Source organism: Shewanella sp. c952 (genome assembly GCF_019654975.1).
Classification (GTDB): Bacteria; Pseudomonadota; Gammaproteobacteria; order Enterobacterales; family Shewanellaceae; genus Shewanella.
Window position 1 is genome coordinate 26,064 of record NZ_BPEW01000009.1, and the last position, 21,417, is coordinate 47,480.

19 protein-coding genes are annotated in these 21,417 nt (G+C 44.5%); 12 read left to right on the forward strand and 7 right to left on the reverse strand.

Annotation, left to right across the window (positions count from 1 at the left end):
- Nucleotides 1-200: 200 nt before the first annotated feature.
- Nucleotides 201-860, forward strand: coding sequence for a 7-cyano-7-deazaguanine/7-aminomethyl-7-deazaguanine transporter (locus K5R16_RS08505; RefSeq protein ID WP_220737137.1), 660 nt, complete (start codon nt 201-203; stop codon nt 858-860).
- 121 nt (nt 861-981) lie between these two features.
- On the forward strand, nt 982-1,440 hold the full coding sequence (locus tag K5R16_RS08510; RefSeq protein ID WP_220737138.1) for a GNAT family N-acetyltransferase: 459 nt from the start codon (nt 982-984) through the stop codon (nt 1,438-1,440).
- 924 nt (nt 1,441-2,364) lie between these two features.
- Here K5R16_RS08510 and K5R16_RS08515 read toward each other — a convergent pair.
- Nucleotides 2,365-4,497, reverse strand: a complete 2,133-nt coding sequence (locus tag K5R16_RS08515) for a HAMP domain-containing sensor histidine kinase (protein ID WP_220737139.1) — start codon at nt 4,495-4,497, stop codon at nt 2,365-2,367.
- 22 nt (nt 4,498-4,519) lie between these two features.
- Nucleotides 4,520-5,902, reverse strand: coding sequence for a sigma-54 dependent transcriptional regulator (locus K5R16_RS08520; RefSeq protein WP_220737140.1), 1,383 nt, complete (start codon nt 5,900-5,902; stop codon nt 4,520-4,522).
- A gap of 279 nt (nt 5,903-6,181) precedes the next feature.
- Here K5R16_RS08520 and K5R16_RS08525 point away from each other — a divergent pair, with 279 nt between their 5' ends.
- The 8 genes from K5R16_RS08525 (at nt 6,182) to yidZ (ending at nt 15,180) form a co-directional block, all read left to right on the forward strand.
- The gene (locus tag K5R16_RS08525; protein WP_220737141.1) at nt 6,182-6,994 is read left to right on the forward strand and encodes a substrate-binding domain-containing protein; all 813 of its coding nucleotides are present in this window, start codon (nt 6,182-6,184) and stop codon (nt 6,992-6,994) included.
- Complete coding sequence (locus K5R16_RS08530; protein WP_220737142.1) at nt 6,991-7,698, forward strand: ABC transporter permease; 708 nt, start codon at nt 6,991-6,993, stop codon at nt 7,696-7,698. The genes K5R16_RS08525 and K5R16_RS08530 overlap by 4 nt, the downstream gene beginning before the upstream one ends.
- On the forward strand, nt 7,698-8,423 hold the full coding sequence (locus K5R16_RS08535; protein ID WP_220737234.1) for an ATP-binding cassette domain-containing protein: 726 nt from the start codon (nt 7,698-7,700) through the stop codon (nt 8,421-8,423). Before K5R16_RS08530 ends, K5R16_RS08535 begins: the two co-directional genes overlap by 1 nt.
- Before the next feature lie 97 nt (nt 8,424-8,520).
- Complete coding sequence (gene mobA, locus K5R16_RS08540) at nt 8,521-9,135, forward strand: molybdenum cofactor guanylyltransferase MobA (protein ID WP_220737143.1); 615 nt, start codon at nt 8,521-8,523, stop codon at nt 9,133-9,135.
- A complete protein-coding gene (locus tag K5R16_RS08545) occupies nt 9,132-10,928 on the forward strand; it encodes a bifunctional molybdopterin-guanine dinucleotide biosynthesis adaptor protein MobB/molybdopterin molybdotransferase MoeA (protein WP_220737144.1) in 1,797 nt (598 codons plus the stop codon). The genes mobA and K5R16_RS08545 overlap by 4 nt, the downstream gene beginning before the upstream one ends.
- 20 nt (nt 10,929-10,948) lie before the next feature.
- Nucleotides 10,949-11,935 (forward strand): GTP 3',8-cyclase MoaA, encoded by a 987-nt coding sequence (gene moaA, locus K5R16_RS08550; RefSeq protein ID WP_220737145.1) that lies wholly within the window; start codon nt 10,949-10,951, stop codon nt 11,933-11,935.
- A 1,111-nt stretch (nt 11,936-13,046) separates the two neighbouring features.
- The gene (locus K5R16_RS08555) at nt 13,047-14,246 is read left to right on the forward strand and encodes an MFS transporter (protein WP_220737146.1); all 1,200 of its coding nucleotides are present in this window, start codon (nt 13,047-13,049) and stop codon (nt 14,244-14,246) included.
- Nucleotides 14,221-15,180, forward strand: coding sequence for an HTH-type transcriptional regulator YidZ (gene yidZ, locus K5R16_RS08560; RefSeq protein ID WP_220737147.1), 960 nt, complete (start codon nt 14,221-14,223; stop codon nt 15,178-15,180). The genes K5R16_RS08555 and yidZ overlap by 26 nt, the downstream gene beginning before the upstream one ends.
- A 180-nt stretch (nt 15,181-15,360) precedes the next feature.
- Here the strand turns inward: yidZ and K5R16_RS08565 are convergent, their stop codons facing one another.
- Nucleotides 15,361-15,882 carry a DUF4823 domain-containing protein gene (locus K5R16_RS08565; protein ID WP_220737148.1) on the reverse strand — a complete coding sequence of 174 codons (522 nt, stop codon included), beginning with the start codon at nt 15,880-15,882 and terminating at the stop codon, nt 15,361-15,363.
- Between the two features lie 643 nt (nt 15,883-16,525).
- On the opposite strand from K5R16_RS08565, the gene K5R16_RS08570 reads away from it, so the two are divergent.
- Together K5R16_RS08570 and mutM are read left to right on the forward strand one after the other, a co-directional pair.
- The gene (locus K5R16_RS08570; RefSeq protein ID WP_220737149.1) at nt 16,526-16,978 is read left to right on the forward strand and encodes a hypothetical protein; all 453 of its coding nucleotides are present in this window, start codon (nt 16,526-16,528) and stop codon (nt 16,976-16,978) included.
- A gap of 45 nt (nt 16,979-17,023) precedes the next feature.
- Nucleotides 17,024-17,839: a bifunctional DNA-formamidopyrimidine glycosylase/DNA-(apurinic or apyrimidinic site) lyase gene (mutM, locus tag K5R16_RS08575; RefSeq protein WP_220737150.1), complete on the forward strand. Its 816-nt coding sequence runs from the start codon at nt 17,024-17,026 to the stop codon at nt 17,837-17,839.
- Here mutM and K5R16_RS08580 read toward each other — a convergent pair.
- From K5R16_RS08580 to K5R16_RS08595, 4 genes are all read right to left on the reverse strand, one after another.
- Nucleotides 17,836-18,501, reverse strand: coding sequence for a TVP38/TMEM64 family protein (locus K5R16_RS08580; RefSeq protein WP_308440805.1), 666 nt, complete (start codon nt 18,499-18,501; stop codon nt 17,836-17,838). The genes mutM and K5R16_RS08580 overlap by 4 nt on opposite strands.
- A gap of 32 nt (nt 18,502-18,533) precedes the next feature.
- Nucleotides 18,534-20,027: a capsule assembly Wzi family protein gene (locus tag K5R16_RS08585; RefSeq protein WP_220737151.1), complete on the reverse strand. Its 1,494-nt coding sequence runs from the start codon at nt 20,025-20,027 to the stop codon at nt 18,534-18,536.
- Between the two features lie 9 nt (nt 20,028-20,036).
- Nucleotides 20,037-20,519 carry a pantetheine-phosphate adenylyltransferase gene (coaD, locus tag K5R16_RS08590; protein WP_220737152.1) on the reverse strand — a complete coding sequence of 161 codons (483 nt, stop codon included), beginning with the start codon at nt 20,517-20,519 and terminating at the stop codon, nt 20,037-20,039.
- A gap of 191 nt (nt 20,520-20,710) precedes the next feature.
- Entirely contained in the window at nt 20,711-21,385 is a 675-nt protein-coding gene (locus tag K5R16_RS08595) for a TIGR01621 family pseudouridine synthase (RefSeq protein ID WP_220737153.1), read from the reverse strand.
- Nucleotides 21,386-21,417: the final 32 nt, after the last annotated feature.

A 21,417-nucleotide genomic window follows, 5' to 3' on the forward strand; every position in this document is an offset into this window, starting at 1 on the left:
TCAATCAGTTATCCTATGATGTAGTGGTTAATCAACTGCTACATCATTTTTATGCTTGCTCTGAAAAAATTCTGCTCTATAATTTGCCGCCCCGATTATGGGTTCACACTACTTTGATTAACCACAAATTGTAAAATTATAGCGATGTTTGCTATTGCGGGTTCCCTCACCCCGCCCGATTTATTAAAAAAGGCCACAAGATGTTGATGTTATCTCAGACGCAGGTTCGCCGTGCGTTACTGCTTTTAGCAGGCTTTCATATTGTTATTATTTGTGCCAGTAACTACTTGGTGCAACTTCCGTTTCAGATCTTTGAACTGCATACCACATGGGGCGCTTTTAGCTTTCCTTTTGTTTACCTTGCTACCGACCTTACTGTTAGAATTTTTGGTCAACAGGCCGCGCGAAAGATCATCTTTCTCGCCATGCTTCCAGCCTTAATCATCTCTTATCTAATGGGCGTTGTGTTTCATCAGGGGAGCTTTCAAGGTGCGGCCGCGTTACTAGAATTTAATAGTTTTGTCTTTAGAATCGCCTTTGCCAGCTTTGCGGCCTACTTTATAGGTCAATTAATGGATATCTTTGTTTTTGCTAAATTAAGACAAACAAAATCTTGGTGGGTTGCACCATCAGCATCGACCATTATCGGTAATCTTGTAGATACGCTAGTGTTCTTCTCTCTTGCTTTTTACGCTTCAACAGATAGCTTTATGGCCGCCAACTGGCCTGAAATTGCAGCTGTGGATTATGGCTTTAAATTAATCGTTAGCCTCGGCCTCTTCTTGCCTGCCTATGGTTTACTGTTAAAGGTGCTACAGGAAAAGATTTTACAAGAGACGGCTCGCAAAACCGTACCGTAGCGCTAATCTGCTCTTAACAACAACTGGCCAGACCTGTTATAATTTCGCCAATTCGTTCACCTTTGCCTCGTTTATTTAAGAGACATTTATGGTGAACTGGCGACAATTATGAGACTAGAAAATGTACACCATTGAAATAGAAGCAATTAGCGAGTTTACACCTGAAGTATTAGCACGCTTAGATCAAGCTTATGATGCTATCCCTGAGTTTGAACAACCATATTCAAGCCAAGAGATCAGCAGCCGCTTACTGTCTACGCCGGCATTATTACTCATTGCTAAAATTGAAGGCGAAGTCGCTGGCTTCAAACTTGGTTATCAAAATGCTGATGACACATTCTATAGCTGGTTAGGCGGTATAGTTCCTGACTATCGCGGCTTGGGCTTAGCTAAAAGCATGCTTGAATACCAAGAACATTGGGCAAAGCAACAAGGCTATAAACTGATGGAAGTGAAAACCCAAAACTGCTTCCCTGTAATGCTGAACATGTTGATCAACAACCAATACCAGATCACAGCCATGACTGCAGATAGCCAGCGCTTAAGTCAAAACAAACTGCACCTGCAAAAGCAGTTATAAAAGTTTATCGAGTCCTTTACATAATAAAACTTGCAAACACAAATGAGAATGATTATTATTAACTTGCGTTCCAGAACTCAGGTTAATGGTTAAAGTTCTCATCATCTTTAATGGTTAACGAGTTTTATTAAGCACGACATTGCTCACACACTCTTAAGTGGCCGGGATTTTTCCCCGGCTTTTTTTTGCCTGTAATTTGCCTCTATGACAATTATACCAATCAGTATAAGAAGTTGATCTACTCAGAGCGTTTTTGGCAAGCTAATTCAAGGCAGGCTAATTCAAAGTGAGTAATGACATAATGGTTATTCCCTTATGAGTTTATTCAACGTAGAAGTAGCAAGCCAAAAACACTCCTACAGGCGAGTTTTAGCGGCTCTGATACTGCGTTAATGAACTTGAGCGTAGAATAACTATGCTCTTCATTCATCGCCTTGCTTCAAAGCCGCTAAACTCTCGCTGAGCGATCAAATCTTTATACTGATTGGTATTACTCTCGTTACCGCAAAAAAACTCCAACTAAGCATCTGTAAATAAATGAATTACCTCAATAACGCACCATTTTAGTCAACTAATTACAGAATTATTTAAATAAAGCTTGCACAACCAAATGATAATGATTATTATTTACATGCGTTCCAGAACTCATCAAAACTTAAAGGCATCTCATCTCCTGAAAGTTTGAGTTTTTTACCAAGTGCACTAGGTAACTGCTTATTTAGCATTAATTTATTGCGACTGGTTTTGCACGACATTGCTCACACACACTCTTTATAGCCAGAATTTTATTCTGGCTTTTTTTTGCCTGAAATTCCTAACGCTATCGAGTAAATGCCTCTATTGTGAGCATCTTCGGCTAGACGGGTATAAAAAAGCCAGAAGGAAAGTTCTGGCTTGTTATATTGAGTTATCGATTAAGTCTAGCTAGTGCTGATCATCAGCACTGCCATGGAACTGCAGCCCTTCGTACGGAGTGTCGGTTTTCGCTTCAACCGCGGTATGGTAAAGGCCAATAGTAAACATACTGCCCTTACCCACCGTAGAGGTCACATCTATAGTGCCACCAATACGCTTGATGATACCGTAGCTTAAAGATAAGCCTAGACCCGTCCCATCTTTGCGAGTGGTGTAGAATGGATCGAAAATACGGTTAAGTTCCTCTTCCGGTATCCCCTTACCTTCGTCCTCTATCTCAATCTTTACCCCTACCGGTTCGCCTCTTTGTACCCAGTCATAGGTGCGGATCCAGATCTGACCTTTGTCATTAATCGCATGAGCAGCATTAACAACTATGTTAATAAGCACCTGTAACAGCTGTGGACGGTTAACCTGAATTGGATAACTAGCGTTGAGTTCTTGATTCAGCACCACTTCCTGCTTATGTATTGAGTGGCGAACGAGCACTAACATCTCTTCAATAATCGGCGTGATCTGGTGCATCTCTAACGGCGCATTGAACTCACCAGGACGGCTATACTGCAATAAACTGCGAATAATGGTACTGATACGGCCTACCTGTTGGATGACAAGTTCAATCTCCTCTTCGACAACATCGGCATTATCGCCCAACTCATACTTTAGCAGCTCCATATTACCGAGGATCACCGCTGTCGGGTTATTGATCTCATGGGCGATACCCGCGGTCAATTCACCAAGTGCTGTTAGCTTTTCATTGATAACCAGTTGCTGACGAGTCTCATTAAGCAAGGCGACGTTGGCTTGTAGTTCTTCGGTTTTTTCCTGCAAGCTACGAGTACGCTCTTCAACTTTAACCTCGAGTTGCTCTGCGGCGGCTTGAATTTGAGTATTACGTCGCTGCAGCAAATCGAGCATGCGGTCAAACTGTTCAGCCAGATTAGACAACTCGTTACCGCTATCAAGACCTAAGGAGCCGATACGAAGGTTTCGGCCTGATTGCACCGCTTTCACTACATGGTGAATACGCTCAATCGGTTGTAATAGGCTATAGGCACCACGGTAAACTAACCAACCAGAAACCAGTAATACCAGCATCAAGATGGTACCCAGTTCAATAATATTCAGCAGGTAATTATGAATAAACGGTGACTCAGAGAAACCGGTATAGATCATCCCAATACGTTTCCCCTGCACATCCTCTAAAGGCGCGTAAGCGGAGATAAACCAATCATTAAATACAAAGGCACGATCGACCCACAGCAATCCTTGATTCAAAACTTTTTCGCGCACCTCTGAAGACACCAGACTCCCGAGCGCTCGGCCACGTTTATCATCATCTTTAGGGAAAAAGTGCAGCGGTACGTTGGTACTGATGCGAATGTTATCGAGGAAAATCGTCACCGTACCAATAGAGCGCTCAGGTAAGGTACCTTTGTCATAAACCAGATCGCGAATATGATCAACAATACGGGTATCTCGATTCAACAAAATCCCGCCATCGAGATACCAAGCCACATGTCCATTGGCATCAGGAATTGGTAGTAACGAGCGACTCAACAGCCCGCGTTTTTCATCAACTTTACTCGGTTCCTGTGCCCGCTGAGTTTTCATTACGGTCACTTTCGCCCGCTCAGCTAATGCAGGATCGATACGAGACAATCGACTTGGCGATAACACCATCAAACCTGAAAACGGTTTGTCGTCTTCAATATGTGGCAGCATCTGCCGCAGATCAGGGTCGGCTGCCGCTTCAGCTACAGTAATCAAGCGCAGAAAATCGAGATCTAACTCAGTTTTGGTAAGCGCTAACTGCTGCTGCAATGCTTTCCTTGTTGCACGTGCATTAGGATCTAACTCTCGAAACTCATTTTGAAAACTCCAAGACTTCATCACCAATTCAAGTCGTTTCTCTTGAATTGTTTGCACTGACTCCAAGGTATTATTGGCGACAGTTAAGTCCGCCTTTACTTTCATAAACAGCTGTTTACCGGTGTAACTGATATTCCAATAAATGGTAATAAACACTAGGCTGACAAGTGTTAACAAGATCGGTAACAAGGTGAGAATAAGAATGCGATAACGCACCTTAGCCTGCATCTGCTGCCAACTAACACCAAATATATTGGAAAAAAATGACACCTAAACTCTCCTGCCCAATGGCTTATTCTTCAATATTCTTTTCACCGCCAAACCACTCTTTATACTTGCGGTCTAGCGTTTTACGCGATACACCAAGATCTCTTGCTGCAGCTGATTTATTACCACCGTGTATATCGACAACGCGGGTCACATGGTCACGTTCAACATCCTTTAACGCCCATTGCAGCGGGTAACCAGATTCTGCCACCATCTCTGCTTTAGGCTGAGCTTTCCAGTACTCTGCAGGTGGCTTGCCGAGCAATATACAGCGTTCAATCATATTTCGCAGCTCACGGATATTACCTGGCCATTCATGTTGCTGCAGTTTAAGCATATCTTCATGGCTCCATACCACCTCTTTAACGCCAAGCTCAGAGGCTAACTGGCAGGTAAAGTGATGGGTCAGCTCTACAATATCTTCAGGTCTATCACGCAGTGGTGGGATCACAATATCAAGCACGTTGAGGCGGTAGTATAGGTCACGCCTAAAGTTACCCTCTTCAACCTCCTCAGATAACTTGCGGTTAGTCGCCGCTAGCACCCGGACATCAATATTAATCTCTTTCTCACTGCCGACGGGTCTAATGGTTCTTTGCTCTAACACTCGCAGTAACGCTGTCTGCATTTTTAGCGGCATCTCGCCGATCTCATCGAGAAAAATAGTACCGCCCGAAGCAAAACTAAACAAACCTTCGCGATTACCTTTTGCGCCAGTAAAAGAGCCCGCGGAGTGACCAAATAACTCACTTTCTAATAATTCTGGAGCGATGGCACCACAATTAACCGCCACAAATGGCCCTTGGCGACCACTCAATGTATGCAGCTGTCTGGCCACCAACTCCTTACCTGTGCCTGACTCACCTTCAATCAAGACCACGGCATTGGTTGGCGCCACACGCGCAATCACATCTTTTACTTCAGTCATCGCATCGCTCTGACCAATAATGGTAGAGGATTGATTAAAAGAGACTTCGCGGCGCAGCATTAAGTTTTCTCGCTTGAGTAAGCGACGCTCAATACAGCGATCGACGGCTTTCATCATCTGCTCTAGATGGAACGGCTTCATAATAAAATCAGATGCACCTGCGCGCAGTGCTTTTATTGCCACATCCATATCGGCATAACCGGTCATAAAGATGATGTCAGATCGTCGCTCTTGATCATTGAGTGCTTCGTGCCATTCAATGCCTGAACGCCCAGGTAAGCGAATATCTACAATAAGCAGGTCAAAGTGACAGCGTGAGCGTAACTGTTCTGCGTCCTCCACACTGGAAGCGGTTTCCACCAGCGCAAACTTCTTTGCCAGTGCCTTTTTCAAAAAGCTGCGCATACCAGGTTCATCGTCGACAATTAGTACTGATACAGCGGAAGGAATTGGCTTCATAGTATTTACTCTCTGGCTCATCTTGTCTTAAACAGGACATTTTGACTCATAATGAACAAAGTCTACCACCTAACGGCTGGAAATAGGTCACTATGAACCACGGTTTAGCGACGTTGGGACATATTGTCTGAATGCTTTTTGATAAGCATGGGATCAAGCTCACACTTAAGCGACTGATGTGATACAAAATCCTCGAATATATAAATGGCATCAAACTTGCTCTTGTTTGCATAAGTGATATCACTTTTCAGTGGGTACTCAGGTATAGAGCAACCCATTTATATTTGCCAAGGAGTAAAAATGTTAAACCTTAAACGCGTTATTGGTCTTGCTGTGACTGCTGCATTGTTTGTTGGAATGCCTGTTCAAGCCAATGAAGTTATTAAGCTAGCAACCACTACCAGTACTGAAAACTCAGGCTTGTTGAAGAACCTTTTACCTACTTTTGAAGCCGAAACCGGTTATAAAGTTCAGGTGATTGCAACAGGAACTGGTAAAGCCCTTAAACTTGCTCGCCAAGGTGATGTTGATGTTGTAATGACACATGCACCAGCAGCTGAAGCTAAGTTCGTTTCAGAAGGTTATGGCAGACTTCCACGTGGGATAATGGAAAACGATTTTGTTATCTTAGGTCCAAAAAATGACCCTGCTAAAATTCGCCCGAGTGATTCAGCTGAAGCGGCATTTGCCAAAATAGCTAAATCAGGTGCGCCTTTCATTTCTCGTGGTGACAATTCAGGCACCAATATGAAAGAGCTTATTCTTTGGAATAAGGCCGATGTTAAACCAGACTTTGCTGGCTATACTTCAGTTGGCCAAGGCATGGGCAAAACACTATTAATGGCAAACGAATTACAAGGTTATACACTTTCTGACCGTGGCACTTTTGTTGCCTACTCAGGTAAGATTGACCTAGCTGTAGATTTTGATGGTGGTAAAGCACTCGCTAACCCTTATCAAATTATGCTGATCAATGCTGAAAAATACCCAGATTTGAACCATAAAGGGGCTAAAGCATTAAGTGATTGGTTGATCGGCGCAGAAGCGCAAGGGATGATCAATAACTATAAAGTTCAGGGAGAACAATTGTTCAAGGCAACTTATAGCGAATGAATGAAGGCTGGTTAGCCCTAACACAGCAGGCGTTAAGCCTGCTGTTTTCATTGGATCCAGAAGTCTGGTCCATTATATCGGTATCTTTTTCAGTATCATTTGCAGCATTAGCTATCACCTTGCTGCCCTCTATGGTACTCGGCTTTCTGCTGGCTTTTTCTCGCTTCCGCGGCCGCTGGCTGGTGACCAACCTGATTCAAACCCTGCAATCTGTACCCACTGTTGTCATCGGACTTTTAGTCTACCTGCTGCTCACTCGTATGGGCCCACTTGGCGATCTTAAATGGTTATTCACCCAAAAAGGCATGATTTTAGGGCAGATGATGATTTGTGCGCCGGTACTTGTCGCCATGAGCCAAGCCGCATTCACCAGTGTTGACCGCCGAGCATGGGAAACCTCTCGCACACTAGGTGCACCGTGGTATAGCGCTATCTGGGCCGTTTGTCGCGAGTTAAAAGTGCCACTATTACTCGCTATCATCGCTGCATTTAGTCGTATTCTGACTGAAGTGGGTTGTTCGATGATGGTTGGCGGCAACATTGCCGGTGTCACCCGAAATATCCCAACTGCTATCGCCCTAGAAACCAGTAAAGGTGACTTTGCTCAAGCCATTGCGCTTGGTCTAGTCCTGCTAGTATTAGCACTAGTGCTAAACTTTGCCTTAGGTACCCTAAGAGGCAAAGCTGAGCCGAGGAGTCATTAATCAGCATGGCAAAAATTATTGCACAAGATCTTGAGATGCGATTTGGTGATAAACATCTGTTTAGCGCCGCCGAACTGATATTTTCGCAAAACCAAGTTATCCACCTGCAAGGTGACAATGGCTGTGGCAAGACCACATTAATGAAATTACTGGCGGGATTGATTAAGCCAACTCAAGGGCAAGTGCAAGCGATTGGCTACTCACTCGCTCCTTGGTGGCGCAGTAACTCCATCGTTGGTAAGGCGCTTTATCTGCATCAACATCCATATCTATTTGATGGCACAGTGCTTTACAATCTCACCTACCCAAAAGCCTTTTCAGATAACGATAAAGTCAAGCTTAACACTCGCACAGAACAAGCGATTGAGATGGCGCAATTAGGCCACTTGTTAGGCCAATCTGCCTCAAGTTTATCGGGTGGTGAGCGACAAAGATTGGCAATAGCACGCGCTTGGATTGTCGAGCCTAAGCTAATGATGCTCGATGAGCCGACATCAAACATGGATAAGCACTCACAACATCTGGTATTGCAGATGGTCGCCGACCTTAAAAAACAGGGTACAGGCATGATCATTAGTAGCCATCAGTCGTGTATGCTGACCCAAATATGCGACCATGTATGGCTTATCGATAACAATAAAATAAGCAATAATGATAAGGTGCCTGAAGCACCACCTACATTAGCAGTTCATATTAATCCTAATATGCTCAACAATATGGCCTAATAGCTGTACTAAAATTGCTACCTCGCCAGCATTAAGTTGCTTTGCGTCGGAGTATGATTGCTATTGTTAAGTAAGCCCCTAATAACAGGAAGAAGTGATGACGATAACGATCGATGCAGTGATCCTCGCCGGCGGTATGGCCAGACGTATGGGCGGCAACGATAAAGGCTTAGTTGAATTAGAAAGCCAGCCGATGATAAAACATGCAATTGACAGGGTAAATCCTCAAGTTAAGGAGATCCTGATCAACGCAAACCGTAATCAAAAGGTGTATTCTGAATTCGGCTTTGAGGTCATCAGTGATCAAGACAGCGGCTATCTTGGCCCGTTAGCAGGCATGATCACTGCCATGAGTCACACACAAGCAGACTATTTAATGGTCGTGCCTTGCGATTGTCCGTTGTTACCGAGTGATTTAGTCAGCAGAATGCTGGCGCAGTTGACCGCGGAAGATGCAGAGCTTGCAGTTGCAAGCGATGGTAAACGCGAACAACCCGTAGTGATGTTATTAAAGCCGAGTTTACGTGCATCAATGAAAGCATTTTTAGATGCTGGCGAACGCAAAATCGATTTTTGGTACGCCAAGCACAATTACGTAGTGACTGATTTCAGCGACCAGCCGAATGCCTTTATTAACGTCAATACGCCAGAACAGAAGCAGCAACTTAGCGAAGCTATCGCCAACGAAAAGAATAACCTGAGGTGTAAATGAGCATACCTTTTACTAATCCGTTACCTATTCCCGTTCTCGGATTTTGTGCCTACAGCGGCACCGGCAAAACCACTTTATTAAAGCAATTGATCCCAGAGCTTAACCGCCGTGGTGTTCGCCTCGCTGTTATCAAGCACGCTCATCATAATTTTGATGTCGATATTCCAGGCAAAGACAGTTACGAAATGCGTAAAGCCGGCGCCAAGCAGATGCTAGTTGCCTCCCATGTTCGCTGGGCATTAATGACTGAAGATGCACGCGACTCTGACCCAGAACTGCCTCATCTTTTAAACCAAATTGAAGCAGACAAAGTCGATATCGTCTTGGTTGAAGGCTTTAAAAAGCTCGAACTGCCAAAAATTGAGTTGCACCGCGCCGCACATGGTAAACCGTTCATCCATACCCATGACGACAATATTCAAGCGATTGCTTGTTGCGATGATACCGAGCTGCCTGCCGAGCTAAAACGGCTAGATATTAATAATGTGCCGCAGATAGCCGATTATGTCTGTGACTACATTGCCAGCTGGAAGCCATGCCCTATCGATCTGCCAATGGCGCTAAGCTGTGGTTGTGAACTCGATAACAGCACCACGCTGTCGGTACGCCAAGGCATAGATAAAATTCTGTCTTACGTTAATCCAGTCACCGCGACTGAAACCGTTGCACTTGATGAGTTAGAAAATAGAGTACTCGCTAGTGATGCGATCTCGCCCGTTAACGTGCCGCAGCATACCAACTCAGCGATGGATGGCTACGCCTTTAAACTCGCTGCAGACGGCCAAGCTTATAAGATGGTTGGCGAAGTCATGGCAGGCCACGCTTATGCTGGCACCATTCAAGCCGGTGAAGCAGTCCGCATTATGACAGGCGCTCCAGTACCTGCTGGCGCAGATACCGTGCAATTGCGCGAACTGGCTAACGAACAAGATGGCCAAGTGCGCTTTGAAGGCGAGATGGCTTTAGGCCAACACGTCAGACAAGCGGGTGAAGATATTGCCCAAGGCGCAACCGCGCTTGCCGCCAATACTCGACTGCATGCTGCCGAGCAAGGTTTACTCGCATCCCTTGGTTTTGGTGAGCTGCCCGTCTTTAAGCGCCCAACTATTGCGGTATTCTCCACTGGCGATGAAGTTTGTCAGCCGGGTGAGCCATTAAAACCTAACTGTATCTTTGACTCCAACCGCTACACCATCAAGTCGATGGCGAAGAAACTCGGTTGCGAAGTGATTGATTTAGGCATTATTCAAGACTCTGAAGCTGCGCTAGCTGATGCACTGAAAAACGCCGCCAAGCAAGCTGATATCGTTATCAGTTCAGGTGGTGTATCGGTCGGCGATGCCGATTACATTAAAACGGTACTCGAGCAGGTTGGCCAGATTAACTTCTGGCGGATTAACATGCGTCCGGGTCGTCCACTGGCCTTTGGTCAAATCGGTGACAGCCTGTTCTTCGGCCTGCCAGGTAACCCCGTTGCAGTGATGGTGTCGTTCCTACAATTTGTACAACCTGCCATTCGCAAGCTTGCGGGTGAGCAAGACTGGACACCGACTATGGTGCCAGCAACCACAGATAAACCACTGCGCAGTCGAGTCGGTCGTACCGAGTTTATGCGCGGGATCTACCATCTAGGCGCTGATGGTAAGTTACATGTAACCACAACAGGTGCTCAAGGCTCAGGGATGCTTAGCTCTATGGTAAAAGGAAACTGTCTCATCGTGATAGGTGAAAAAGATGATCAGTTACAACCAGGTGACACAGTTTATATCCAACCTTTTGCCGACCTTCTTTAAAGGTCTTGTAGGTAAGTAGTATGAGTTTGATCGTTGATAACTTTGGCCGCACAGTCGAATACCTTCGCCTGTCGGTCACAGACCGTTGTGATTTTCGCTGTGTATATTGCATGAGCGAAGATCCATGTTTTTTAAGTAAAGAGCATGTACTTAGTCTTGAAGAACTCGCATGGGTTGGGCAAGCCTTCACCGAGTTAGGCGTGAAGAAAATTCGCCTAACCGGCGGCGAACCATTAGTGCGCACCGACTGTGACCAATTAGTCAAACTGCTCGGTAAGTTACCGGGACTTGAAGAGCTGTCGATGACCACCAACGGCTCACGCTTAACCCGCTTTGCCCAAGAGATGCATGACTCAGGGCTTAACAGGCTCAATATCAGCCTAGATACCCTCAAGCCAGATCTGTTCACTAGCTTAACCCGTAACGGTAAAGTCGATCGGGTAATAGCAGGTATTGACGCCGCATGTGCAGCTGGCTTTAAGAAGATTAAAGTTAACGCAGTAATTTTACGTGGTCAGAATGATGACGAAGTGCTCGACCTCATCGAATTCTGCCGCGAACGCGAACTGGATATAGCCTTCATCGAAGAGATGCCGTTGGGCGTTATTGATGAGCGTAAGCGCAGTCGTCATTGCAGCAGTGAAGAGATCAAAAAGTTAATTCGTGAGCGTTACCAGTTAAATGTATCGAATCGCCGTACAGGTGGCCCTGCGCGGTATTACACTATGCCCGGCAGCGATATTCATGTTGGCTTTATCTCGCCTCACAGCAATAACTTCTGCCACGAATGTAACCGCGTACGCGTGACTGTTGAAGGGCGTTTACTGTTATGCCTTGGCAACGAAAACTCCGTCGACTTAAAAGCGATTGTGCGTGAATTCCCCGGTGACATCGAAAAGCTAAAAACCGCCATTTTAGACGGTATCAAGCATAAGCCCAAAGAACACCATTTTGACCCCAACGGCGAAACCCAGATCCTTAGGTTTATGAATGCCACAGGTGGTTAGGCATTAACGGTTGTTTGAACGGTTATTGTCGCTTTGTTTGTTTCGCTGGTTACAGTCATTACAGTGTTAGATTGTCAGCTCAAGAGTCATAAACATAAAACCCGACGTAAAGTCGGGTTTTGTTTGTCTGAGCGTGATTGTTTGGGATACATTTAGGTTTGATCGCATAAAAGCAGCACTAGACGGGCTAAAAAAGTGGGTTGTACAATGTCGAAAATAGAGATTTAACCAACTGTTTTAATTTTGTTTTAAGTTCTTATTATGTGTTTTTACGACTAAAAGATTTAGCACTAACGAGATGAAGTAAGGCATCTATTCTCTTATGAACATTATTATCTGAGTAGGTATTTCTACACAAAAGTACAACCAGCATTATGAGGATACTTTTAGTCTCCATAAATATGGAATCCTCTTGCATATAAACTAATATATAGAAAATCAAAACTGATTGAATGATTGCGCCGATTAACCAGCTATATTTCGATGGCTTAAGAGATTCGATCTCTAATATAATTTAGTCATGTCTATCTTCCGTAATCGCTTTCAATATTGCTTCTGATTTATCTTGGTTCATACTCGATATCTTCCTTGAACACATAACAGCTTATTAAACCGCAGTAGTGATAACATCATTACCCGTGCAGCACTTCTATTACCAATGCGCCTTGATAATATTCTTTATTTTAATATAACCTATTGTTTTAACATTTTAAATTAAATTTACGAGGACAATGTCGATGAGCGATTCTATTATCATTGACAGGAGCACTCTGATGGAATTTCGATATAACATGGATGAGAATTAGTGACCATATTTACAGCTTCTACTGAGACTAACTGCTAGTACAGCCATCGAATCTCAATAAGAGCTTCTCTGTTTTCGACGGCCTCAATCGCATCGGCACTAGTTTTAAAAGCATACACTCTCTGCCGTGGGATAGGAGCCCACGACTTGTATCAAACCGAGTTATATTTTTAAAGCTGGCTTAACCTCATCGCACGAGTCTGCATAACCCACTTGTCGCCAATGGACATACTCGATGTCAGAAACCTCACTCGTCAGCGGTATTTGTTCGGACTAATATGCTCACAACTAATTGTTGAGGTTACTATGTCAAAATATCTTCTGTGCAGTTTTGCACTTGTATTGCTCTATCCCACAGCCATTGATCTCTACCTTGTCGGTTTACCACAAATTGCAGCAGATCTTCAGGCGACAGAATCTCAGCTACATTATGCCTTTTCGATTTATCTCACCGGTATGGCAACCACTATGCTAATTGCCGGAAAAGTGGCCGACACACTTGGCCGCAAGCCTGTTGCTATTGCCGGAGCAATTATCTTCACGGTTTCATCAATATTTGGCTCTATGGCAGAGCATAGTACTTGGTTTCTTATCGCCAGATTCATTCAAGGGATCGGTGCAGGTAGTTGTTATGTCGTCGCTTTTGCAATTATCCGGGATGTTTTAGATGATACTCGCCGTGCTAAAGTACTCTCCATGATCAACGGGATCACCTGTGTGATTCCAGTGATCGCACCTGTGATTGGTTATTTAATTATGCTGAAATACCCATGGCCGAGCCTGTTTCTCACCATGGCAATCATGGGCGGTGTTGTTTGCTTGCTATCAACATTGGTGTTACAGGAAACTAGACCCCAACATCAAACAAAGAATAATCAAAAAAGTACCGAAAATAACTATGATAAAGAATCATTTTTAGAACGCTTTTTTATCAGCCGCTTGGTTATCACTTCACTCGGCATGATCATCATTCTAACTTACGTCAATGTATCGCCATTACTCGTCATGGGGGACATGGGCTTTGATAGAAGTGAGTACTCGATCATTATGGCATTAACGGCCTTAGTCAGTATGATCAGTTCGTTTACCGCCCCTATCGCTTTGTCTTTCTTTAAAGAACGTACGTTATTGCTGACATCACAAAGCTTTTTTGCCCTCTCTGCAATAGTCATTGTGGTCAGCTATTTTGCGAATTTCGATACTCAATGGTACTTACTGAGTTTTGCACTACTATGTTCCGGCTTTGCTATTGGCTTTGGGGTATCGATGAGCCAAGCACTCAGCCCCTTTGTCACTCGCGCTGGAGTGGCAAGTTCAATATTGGGTATTACTCAAGTTTCTTGCGCTGCGTTTTATATCTGGTTTATGGGGGTGATTGGCGTCAGCGCATTGAATATGCTGGCGATCGCATTGATTATGGGTAGCCTAACTAGCTTGGCTCTAATACTATTGACCCCTAAGTCTTCCCATGGTCAGAGATATGAAACCATCACTAGCCCGTCTTGATTTGAATTTGTTGCATACCTTGCAACTGTTAACTCAAGAGCTCAGTGTTTCGAAAACAGCAGCCAAACTCAATGTCACCCCCTCAACGGTAAGTAAATCGTTGAGGAAATTACGTGATTGGTTTGATGACCCTTTATTTGTTAACACACCCAAAGGCTTAGCGCCTACTCCGCTAACGCAGAGCATGGAGCAAGATCTGGCAGATTGGCTGCAGATGAGTAGCCAAATTCTAGAGAAACACAGTGAAGATTCTCCTCAAGGGATGCACTTTGATTTAGCCATAGAATCGCCGTTGTTGTTATTCAAGCTAAACGAGCTTATCCAGCGAATTCAGCATCGTTATAGCAACGCTAAAATCAACACTCATAACTGGGATTATGATTCAATAGGGGCACTTGTCCGCGGTGAAATGGATATTGGTTTAACGGGTAGGGAAAGCCACCCTCGCTCTAAAGAGTCATTAGAACTACTGCCTTACTTCATTGATTTTGAGATCCTGTTCTCTGATCTTCCGCGAGTGTATTTACGTAAAGATCATCCCGCGTTATCCGAAGAGTGGAATATGGACACTTTTCTTAAGTATCCACATATTAATATTGTGTGGGAACAGAGTGAAACCTGGGCACTTGATGAAGTACTTAGCGAACAGGGTTTAAAACGCGATATCGCACTAACCATGTCGAGCTTCGAGCAATCGTTATTTATGGCCGCTCAACCCCAACAGAATATGCTCACCACAGCGCCTGAATATTGCCTAGGTTATACCCAACAGTTACATCCTGAACTCGTATGTTTACCGGTCCCTATCAATAAAGCTGCGCAAGACAAACTGTTAATCCCCTTCACACTAATTTGGCATAAGCGAAACGCCCACAACCCTAAATTACGGTGGCTGAAAGACACGATTAAATCACTCTATTACCATCAGAAATGACCTCCATTAATGAATGAGTCTAATTCCAATTGCATACAGAATGTACAGTTACAGCAAAAGCACATCTAGCGCGGAATGACTAGATTATCAACACATTGCAATTTGGCATTTGAGCTTAAATATGTGATGCGCCAAGAGCCTACAATTAGCTTTTGACGCCACAGCCCCCTTTGGTAGTAGTTACTTATACAAGCTTTCCACGTACGTATTTGTAGGCGCTTCTAAAAGATCTTGGGGATGATCACCACCAAAAGAAGCCCACTTACTCTTGCCTGAATAGGTTGAGTTGCCAATTTCTTTTTTGGTTTTAGCATCATACGTAATGATTTGAATTTCTAATTTATCAGGTTTACCTGACCATTCTGTGGCACGATCTTCCCAATGGAGAATAATAGGCTGCACATAATATCCATAAGTATTTACGTCGATAGTATCTAAACAACTTTCTGCTTTGCACTTATTGGTCACGGCGACTTTACGCGCGTTCTTAGAAAAAGCATTTCTAACCGCATTAGCAGTCATACGCCCGGAGTTACTATATTCTCTGTCGCTATACCACCCGTTTTCAGGTGTTGAAATTAACACCCCAACGTTCCTGTCGAGCTTCATCTCTGGTTTTTGAAGCTCACTATGTTGATATGACGAGCTACACCCACCTAAAGCAAGTAAGGCAGCTCCCATTAATAGAATATTACGACTCATGTAGATCACTCCATTTCGACTACTTAACGACCGGATACAATGGGCTAACGCTTACTTTCAATTAGTGTAGCTTACGCCCCCAGTTAAATATTACTCTCTATACTCTTACAAAAAAATCAAAACCTACTTATCTTTACTAACCAAGGATATTTTATCGCAATATGGAATATCTGTGGTTCTAATTTCCTCGGTAAACCTTGACCTCCAGAGGTGGAGGTAGCGCCAAATTTTGTATGGAACAGAGTTGTCCATGTAAGCTCGACTATGACATGGCCGTTCATTGGCATCCATGCCATCACGGCATTCGTGAATCCATTCATATCAGATGTACCATCTGAGCCGTTAGGCGATTTTTATTGGAGTGTGAGGCCCGTACTTAATGCATGTAACTCCGTCGTGGCGTCATGGTGGATGCAAGGGCGAAGTCCATTACCATGGACTCTCTGAGCGAGAGTCATGGAAGGCAACTGGCTGATGTTCTTGATAAGGACGAGCAGTCCTCCTTGCCCGGGGGGATGGAATCCCACGACTTTGGTCAGGCGAAGCCTGATGATCAAGAAGTCAGCCACCGCACAGCAAATTTGTGGTTCCCTCAACTTGCAGATACACTTAATACTTAAGTAACCTTTTGAATTATATCCCTATGGCCTTTTCCCGAAAAAAGTGGAATACCATTATCATACTGGCATCTATCTTAATGATCTCAGTACTCACTGTAGTGGAAGATAATCGCCACCAGCCAACCATGCTGACGCAGGCTCTTTTCGATCAATCAGCGCCGCTTTCACAACTGCAACTCGGTAATTACTGGCTGCAAAAACGTCAGTCCGGTTGGCAATGTAGCGAAGAAGTACTTAACTGCCTAGAATGGGCCAATGCATGGAATGAAGTGCATATTTCTGCCTTAGTCGAACAACCTGAAACCGCAGGCGAACCCGCTGAACTAGTGATCCAAATAGCCGATATTGAATCAGCGCAAGTATGGGTGCTATTTAGCGAGCAAGGCTTATTAAAATCACCTGCAGGTAACTGGTACCTTATTCCCGCCAGCTTACGAGAACAACTTACACCTATTATCCGAGCCAAAGTTAACTAAACCATATTCTGTAGCCAACTGCTTAAATTGATAAGAGATTAAATAATGCCGGAACTCCCCGAAGTTGAAGTCACCAAGCAAGGAGTTTCTCCTTATTTAATTGATAACACTGTGACGGATTTAATTATCCGTAACCCTTCACTGCGCTGGCCTGTGCCAGACATAGCGAAACAGATAATAGGCCAAACAATTCGAGCTGTACGTCGCCGTGCCAAATACCTACTGATAGATACAGATGCCGGCACGACGATTGTCCACCTTGGCATGTCAGGTAGTTTGCGGATCTTGCCAGTGAACAGTCCAGTTGAGAAACATGACCACATAGATTTGGTACTCGCCAGCGGCAAAATTCTACGCTACAACGATCCACGACGTTTTGGTGCTTGGCTTTGGAATGAATTGCCAGAACAAGCCCACCCATTACTCTCAAAACTGGGCCCAGAACCGTTAGAAGACTCGTTCAATAGCAGTTATTTATTAGATGCTTTGGCCAATAAGAAAAAAGCGATAAAGCTGTGCTTGATGGACAATCACATCGTGGTTGGGGTCGGTAATATCTATGCTAATGAGGCGCTATTTGCAGCGGGTATTCATCCACAAGCAGAGGCGGGTAAGGTCGATGCTGAGCGCATTACTATATTAGTCGCAGAGGTAAAACAGATCCTTGCCCGTGCGATTAAACAAGGCGGTACCACCTTAAAAGATTTTACCAACGCTGAGGGTAAACCCGGTTACTTTGCGCAAAAACTGCATGTCTACGGTCGGGGAGGTGAAACCTGTACTCACTGTGGTCAATTACTCAGTGAAATAAAGCTGGGTCAGCGCGCAACCGTGTTTTGCAGCATCTGCCAACCGCGCTAATCATCTGTCTTTGTAAGCTGTTTGCCTAATCGGGTGCGGTAAAGATAGATCCCTATCGCTAACGCGATAACAAACAGCACGACGCTCACCTGTAGGTGATGCTCATCGCTCAAGCTAACTCCGGCACCCGCAAAACTAAAAATGAACATCTGCGGCAGAAAGCCCACACCACTGCCAACAAAAAACTGCCACGGGCTGACACAGGTAGTTCCTGCAAGCAGGTTGGTGATGTAATTGCTACCCAAAGGTAACAGACGGATCATTAAGGCTTTAAGCCAAGTTTTGTGAATAATCAGCGCTTCTAGTCGCGCCAGCTTTTGCGCAAAGCGGCGCTTGATCTGTTCGCGAAATACAAAGCGGGAAAAGTAAAATAGGATAATGCAGCCAAGAAGTGCGGCCACGGTAGCAAAAATAGCCCCTTGAACTCCACCAAGAGCGTAACCAAACACAAAAGCTAATACTTGCCTTGGACCACCAATGCAGGAAAAGAAAGCCCCCATCAATACCAATTCAGCTACCGCGCGAGAGCCATTCTGGGCCACATAATCAGCCACCCATTGACTATCACTCAAGCGTTGAAAGAAACCTTGTTGAACTGCCACCGCCACTAATACAGCGATAAACAGCAGCCCAACAAGCCTGACGAACAGCTTAATGTTCACACTTTAATCTCTATTAAGCTAAAAAAGAACTGTTAGAAGCGGTATTCATAAGTACCAAACACTGTTGCATCAGTATCATTCTCTTCGGTTTCAAACTCAGATTGCGACACTGTGCCACCAACACTCATCATGCCATTCCAAATCGGCATGCGATAACTCAGCTCGAGCATCAGCAAGTCTTCTTTAGGTGGCTGCGGTGCCCATTCACTTCCACGGTTGACCCCATCTTTATTCAGCTGAGCGTAACGCAACAGCGAGGTAAAGCCTTTGCTATTGGCGTACTGGCCGATTAAGCCCAATACATAGACATTGGCGTCGCTATCATAGGTACTGCCGAGAGAGCGACCGTAATAGCGCGAACCACTTTCATAGGTTGAGTGCTCATAAAAACAGTTAAAGGCGTTGGCATCTTCACCGCAAAAAACCATGGTGTCGGTGTACTCGAAGAATAGCTTATATTGCTGCCCGTCTAAGTTAAAACGGGTGTCGGCGCCAAACATCGAGCCGCAATCAACAATATCCCATGGCATGCTGCCCTTAGAATCTTCACAGGTTCTCTCATAGTAAAGGCCAAACGGCACGTTGTACCAGGTATCGCTAAAGCGGATATCATAGCCGGCCATCTGATTACCATAGTTGGTACAGCCCGCACCAGTGTCATTGCGGCAGTCTTTCTGACCGGTAATTGATTTAAAGGCACTTTCAAAAGAACACTCTTGGCCATCACCGCAAAATTGCGTGGTCCAAGACACGCCAATCTCTAACTGCCTAAATGGACGAATAGAACCGCGTAAATTCCACAATAGCGTATTCGGAACCGCCCGCTCCTCCTCCATCATGCTAACGCCTGCAGTAAAGTTCCACGGACCAATCCAAGACAACCAAGGAGTCTCGAACGCTTGGGCATTATTGCGGCTTAACATTAGTGATGGCATAGGCCTGGCGTTGTTTGATTTATGTAGTGCAGAGTCAAATCCAGGTCCCCACCACTGCTCGACAGCACCGAGCGTCACCATCCAATTTCCCATCGCCATCGCGAGATAAGAGTCATCAAAACGAAACTCTTTTTCATCTGCAGGATCATAAGTAGCCGAAGCTGATACTTTATAGGCAAATCTATCACCTAAATACTCATAAGAAGCGTTAGCCTCTCCTTGCTCACGATAGTCAGAACCAAAGTGTTGGAATCTTGCAGCATCACTTGCTGCAGCAAGCTTAATGCGGGTGTTGCCACGATTCTCAACCGCATTACGGTAGTTAAAATTAACTCGAGCATAAGCATCTACTAACGCTGGAGGCAGTGTAGAAGGCTCCGCTTTGGCCAAATCAGCACCGATTCCAGACCACATTAACGGGTAGGTATTTACAGGTACGGTAATCACACCAGCGTCTGCCAATGCTTGAATGTCGGCTCGCAAATAGATATCCGAGGTGTCTACCCATGGCGCTGCACTTAACATCGCCGAGCAACATAAACCCAAAAGTGCCAACAGCTTAATACTGAATGATAATGCGAATTTTCTCATGTCTACTGCTTAACCCTGTTCTTTCTTCATTAGTGCATTAGCGACTTTAATGTGGACAAATTGACTAACGTCACCACCATGATGAGCGACCTCTTTCACCAAGGTGGAAGAGATAAAAGAATTCTCTTCTGCTGGTGTTAAAAATACGCTTTCTAAATCTGGGCTAAGACGACGATTCATATTGGCTAGTTGAAACTCATATTCAAAATCTGAAACAGCTCGTAGGCCTCGAACTAACACGCTAGCTTGCTGCTCTTTAGCAAAATCCACCAGCAGTCCGCTAAAACCAACCACCTCTACATTGTCCAAATGAGCAGTGACGGTCTTAAGCAGTTCGACCCGTTCATCTAGGGTAAAGCGTGGTTTCTTTGATGGGTTAAGCGCTATGCCGATAACCACATGCTTAAATAATTTAGCCGCACGTTCAATCAGATCGGCGTGACCATTAGTAACGGGATCAAATGTTCCTGGATATATGGCTCGTGTATGCACAATTATCTACTCATGTTTAAATAAAAATGATGTTAGTTATACCCGTTCTACCTGAAGATGCAGATTTCAGTGACAGTTTAATGGACTCTAAAACAACGGTATTTTAAGGCGACTATCTTACGCGCTATCGGCTAGATTGTGAATGCAGAAGCTTAGATATTCCTTAAGCGAGGTTATCAACAAACTTGAAGCTACTTGACCTTAGGCCAAGTTAACTGCTCAGGGGATTGCCACTGCTGGAGTTGCTCAATTACCGCAGGGCTGTTAAAAGCAACGCCTGATGGTGGGGCAACGCTGTATTGATAAGCTTGCGCTTTATAGCTGAAATTTAAGCTGTAGGCATGCAAATAACCTCTGTCAGACGCATCACCACCATAAAGTTCATCACCTAAAATAGGAACGCCGATACTGGCTAATGCTACTCGCAGTTGATGGGTTTTACCGGTTAATGGTTTGAGCAGATAGAGGCGTATGCCATCGCCGACAGAATGAGAGAAGAATTGTGTTTTAGCAGGGTTATCCATGCTGCGCAGTAATTTATGCATACTGCGCCGAGATTTAGCCATATCACCAATCACCCAACCTTGTTTCTTTTTGGGTTTACCCTTTGCCAGCGCTAAGTAGTATTTTTGAACCTTATGTTGGCTAAATTGACGAGTAAATTCCGCTGCGGCAGCCGATGATTTAGCAAGGATCAGTAAACCTGAGGTCAAGGTATCTAACCTGTGTACTGAATATAACTTAATCCCGAGATCGAGCTCAGCTTGGGCAACCACACCCGCGGAGCCATCTTGACTATGGAAATGGATATTAGCTGACTTACAAATAACGATAAAATCAGCTTCATCGGCAATGATTTGGTACATAATGATTCCACAAACAGGCATGAGCGATTTAA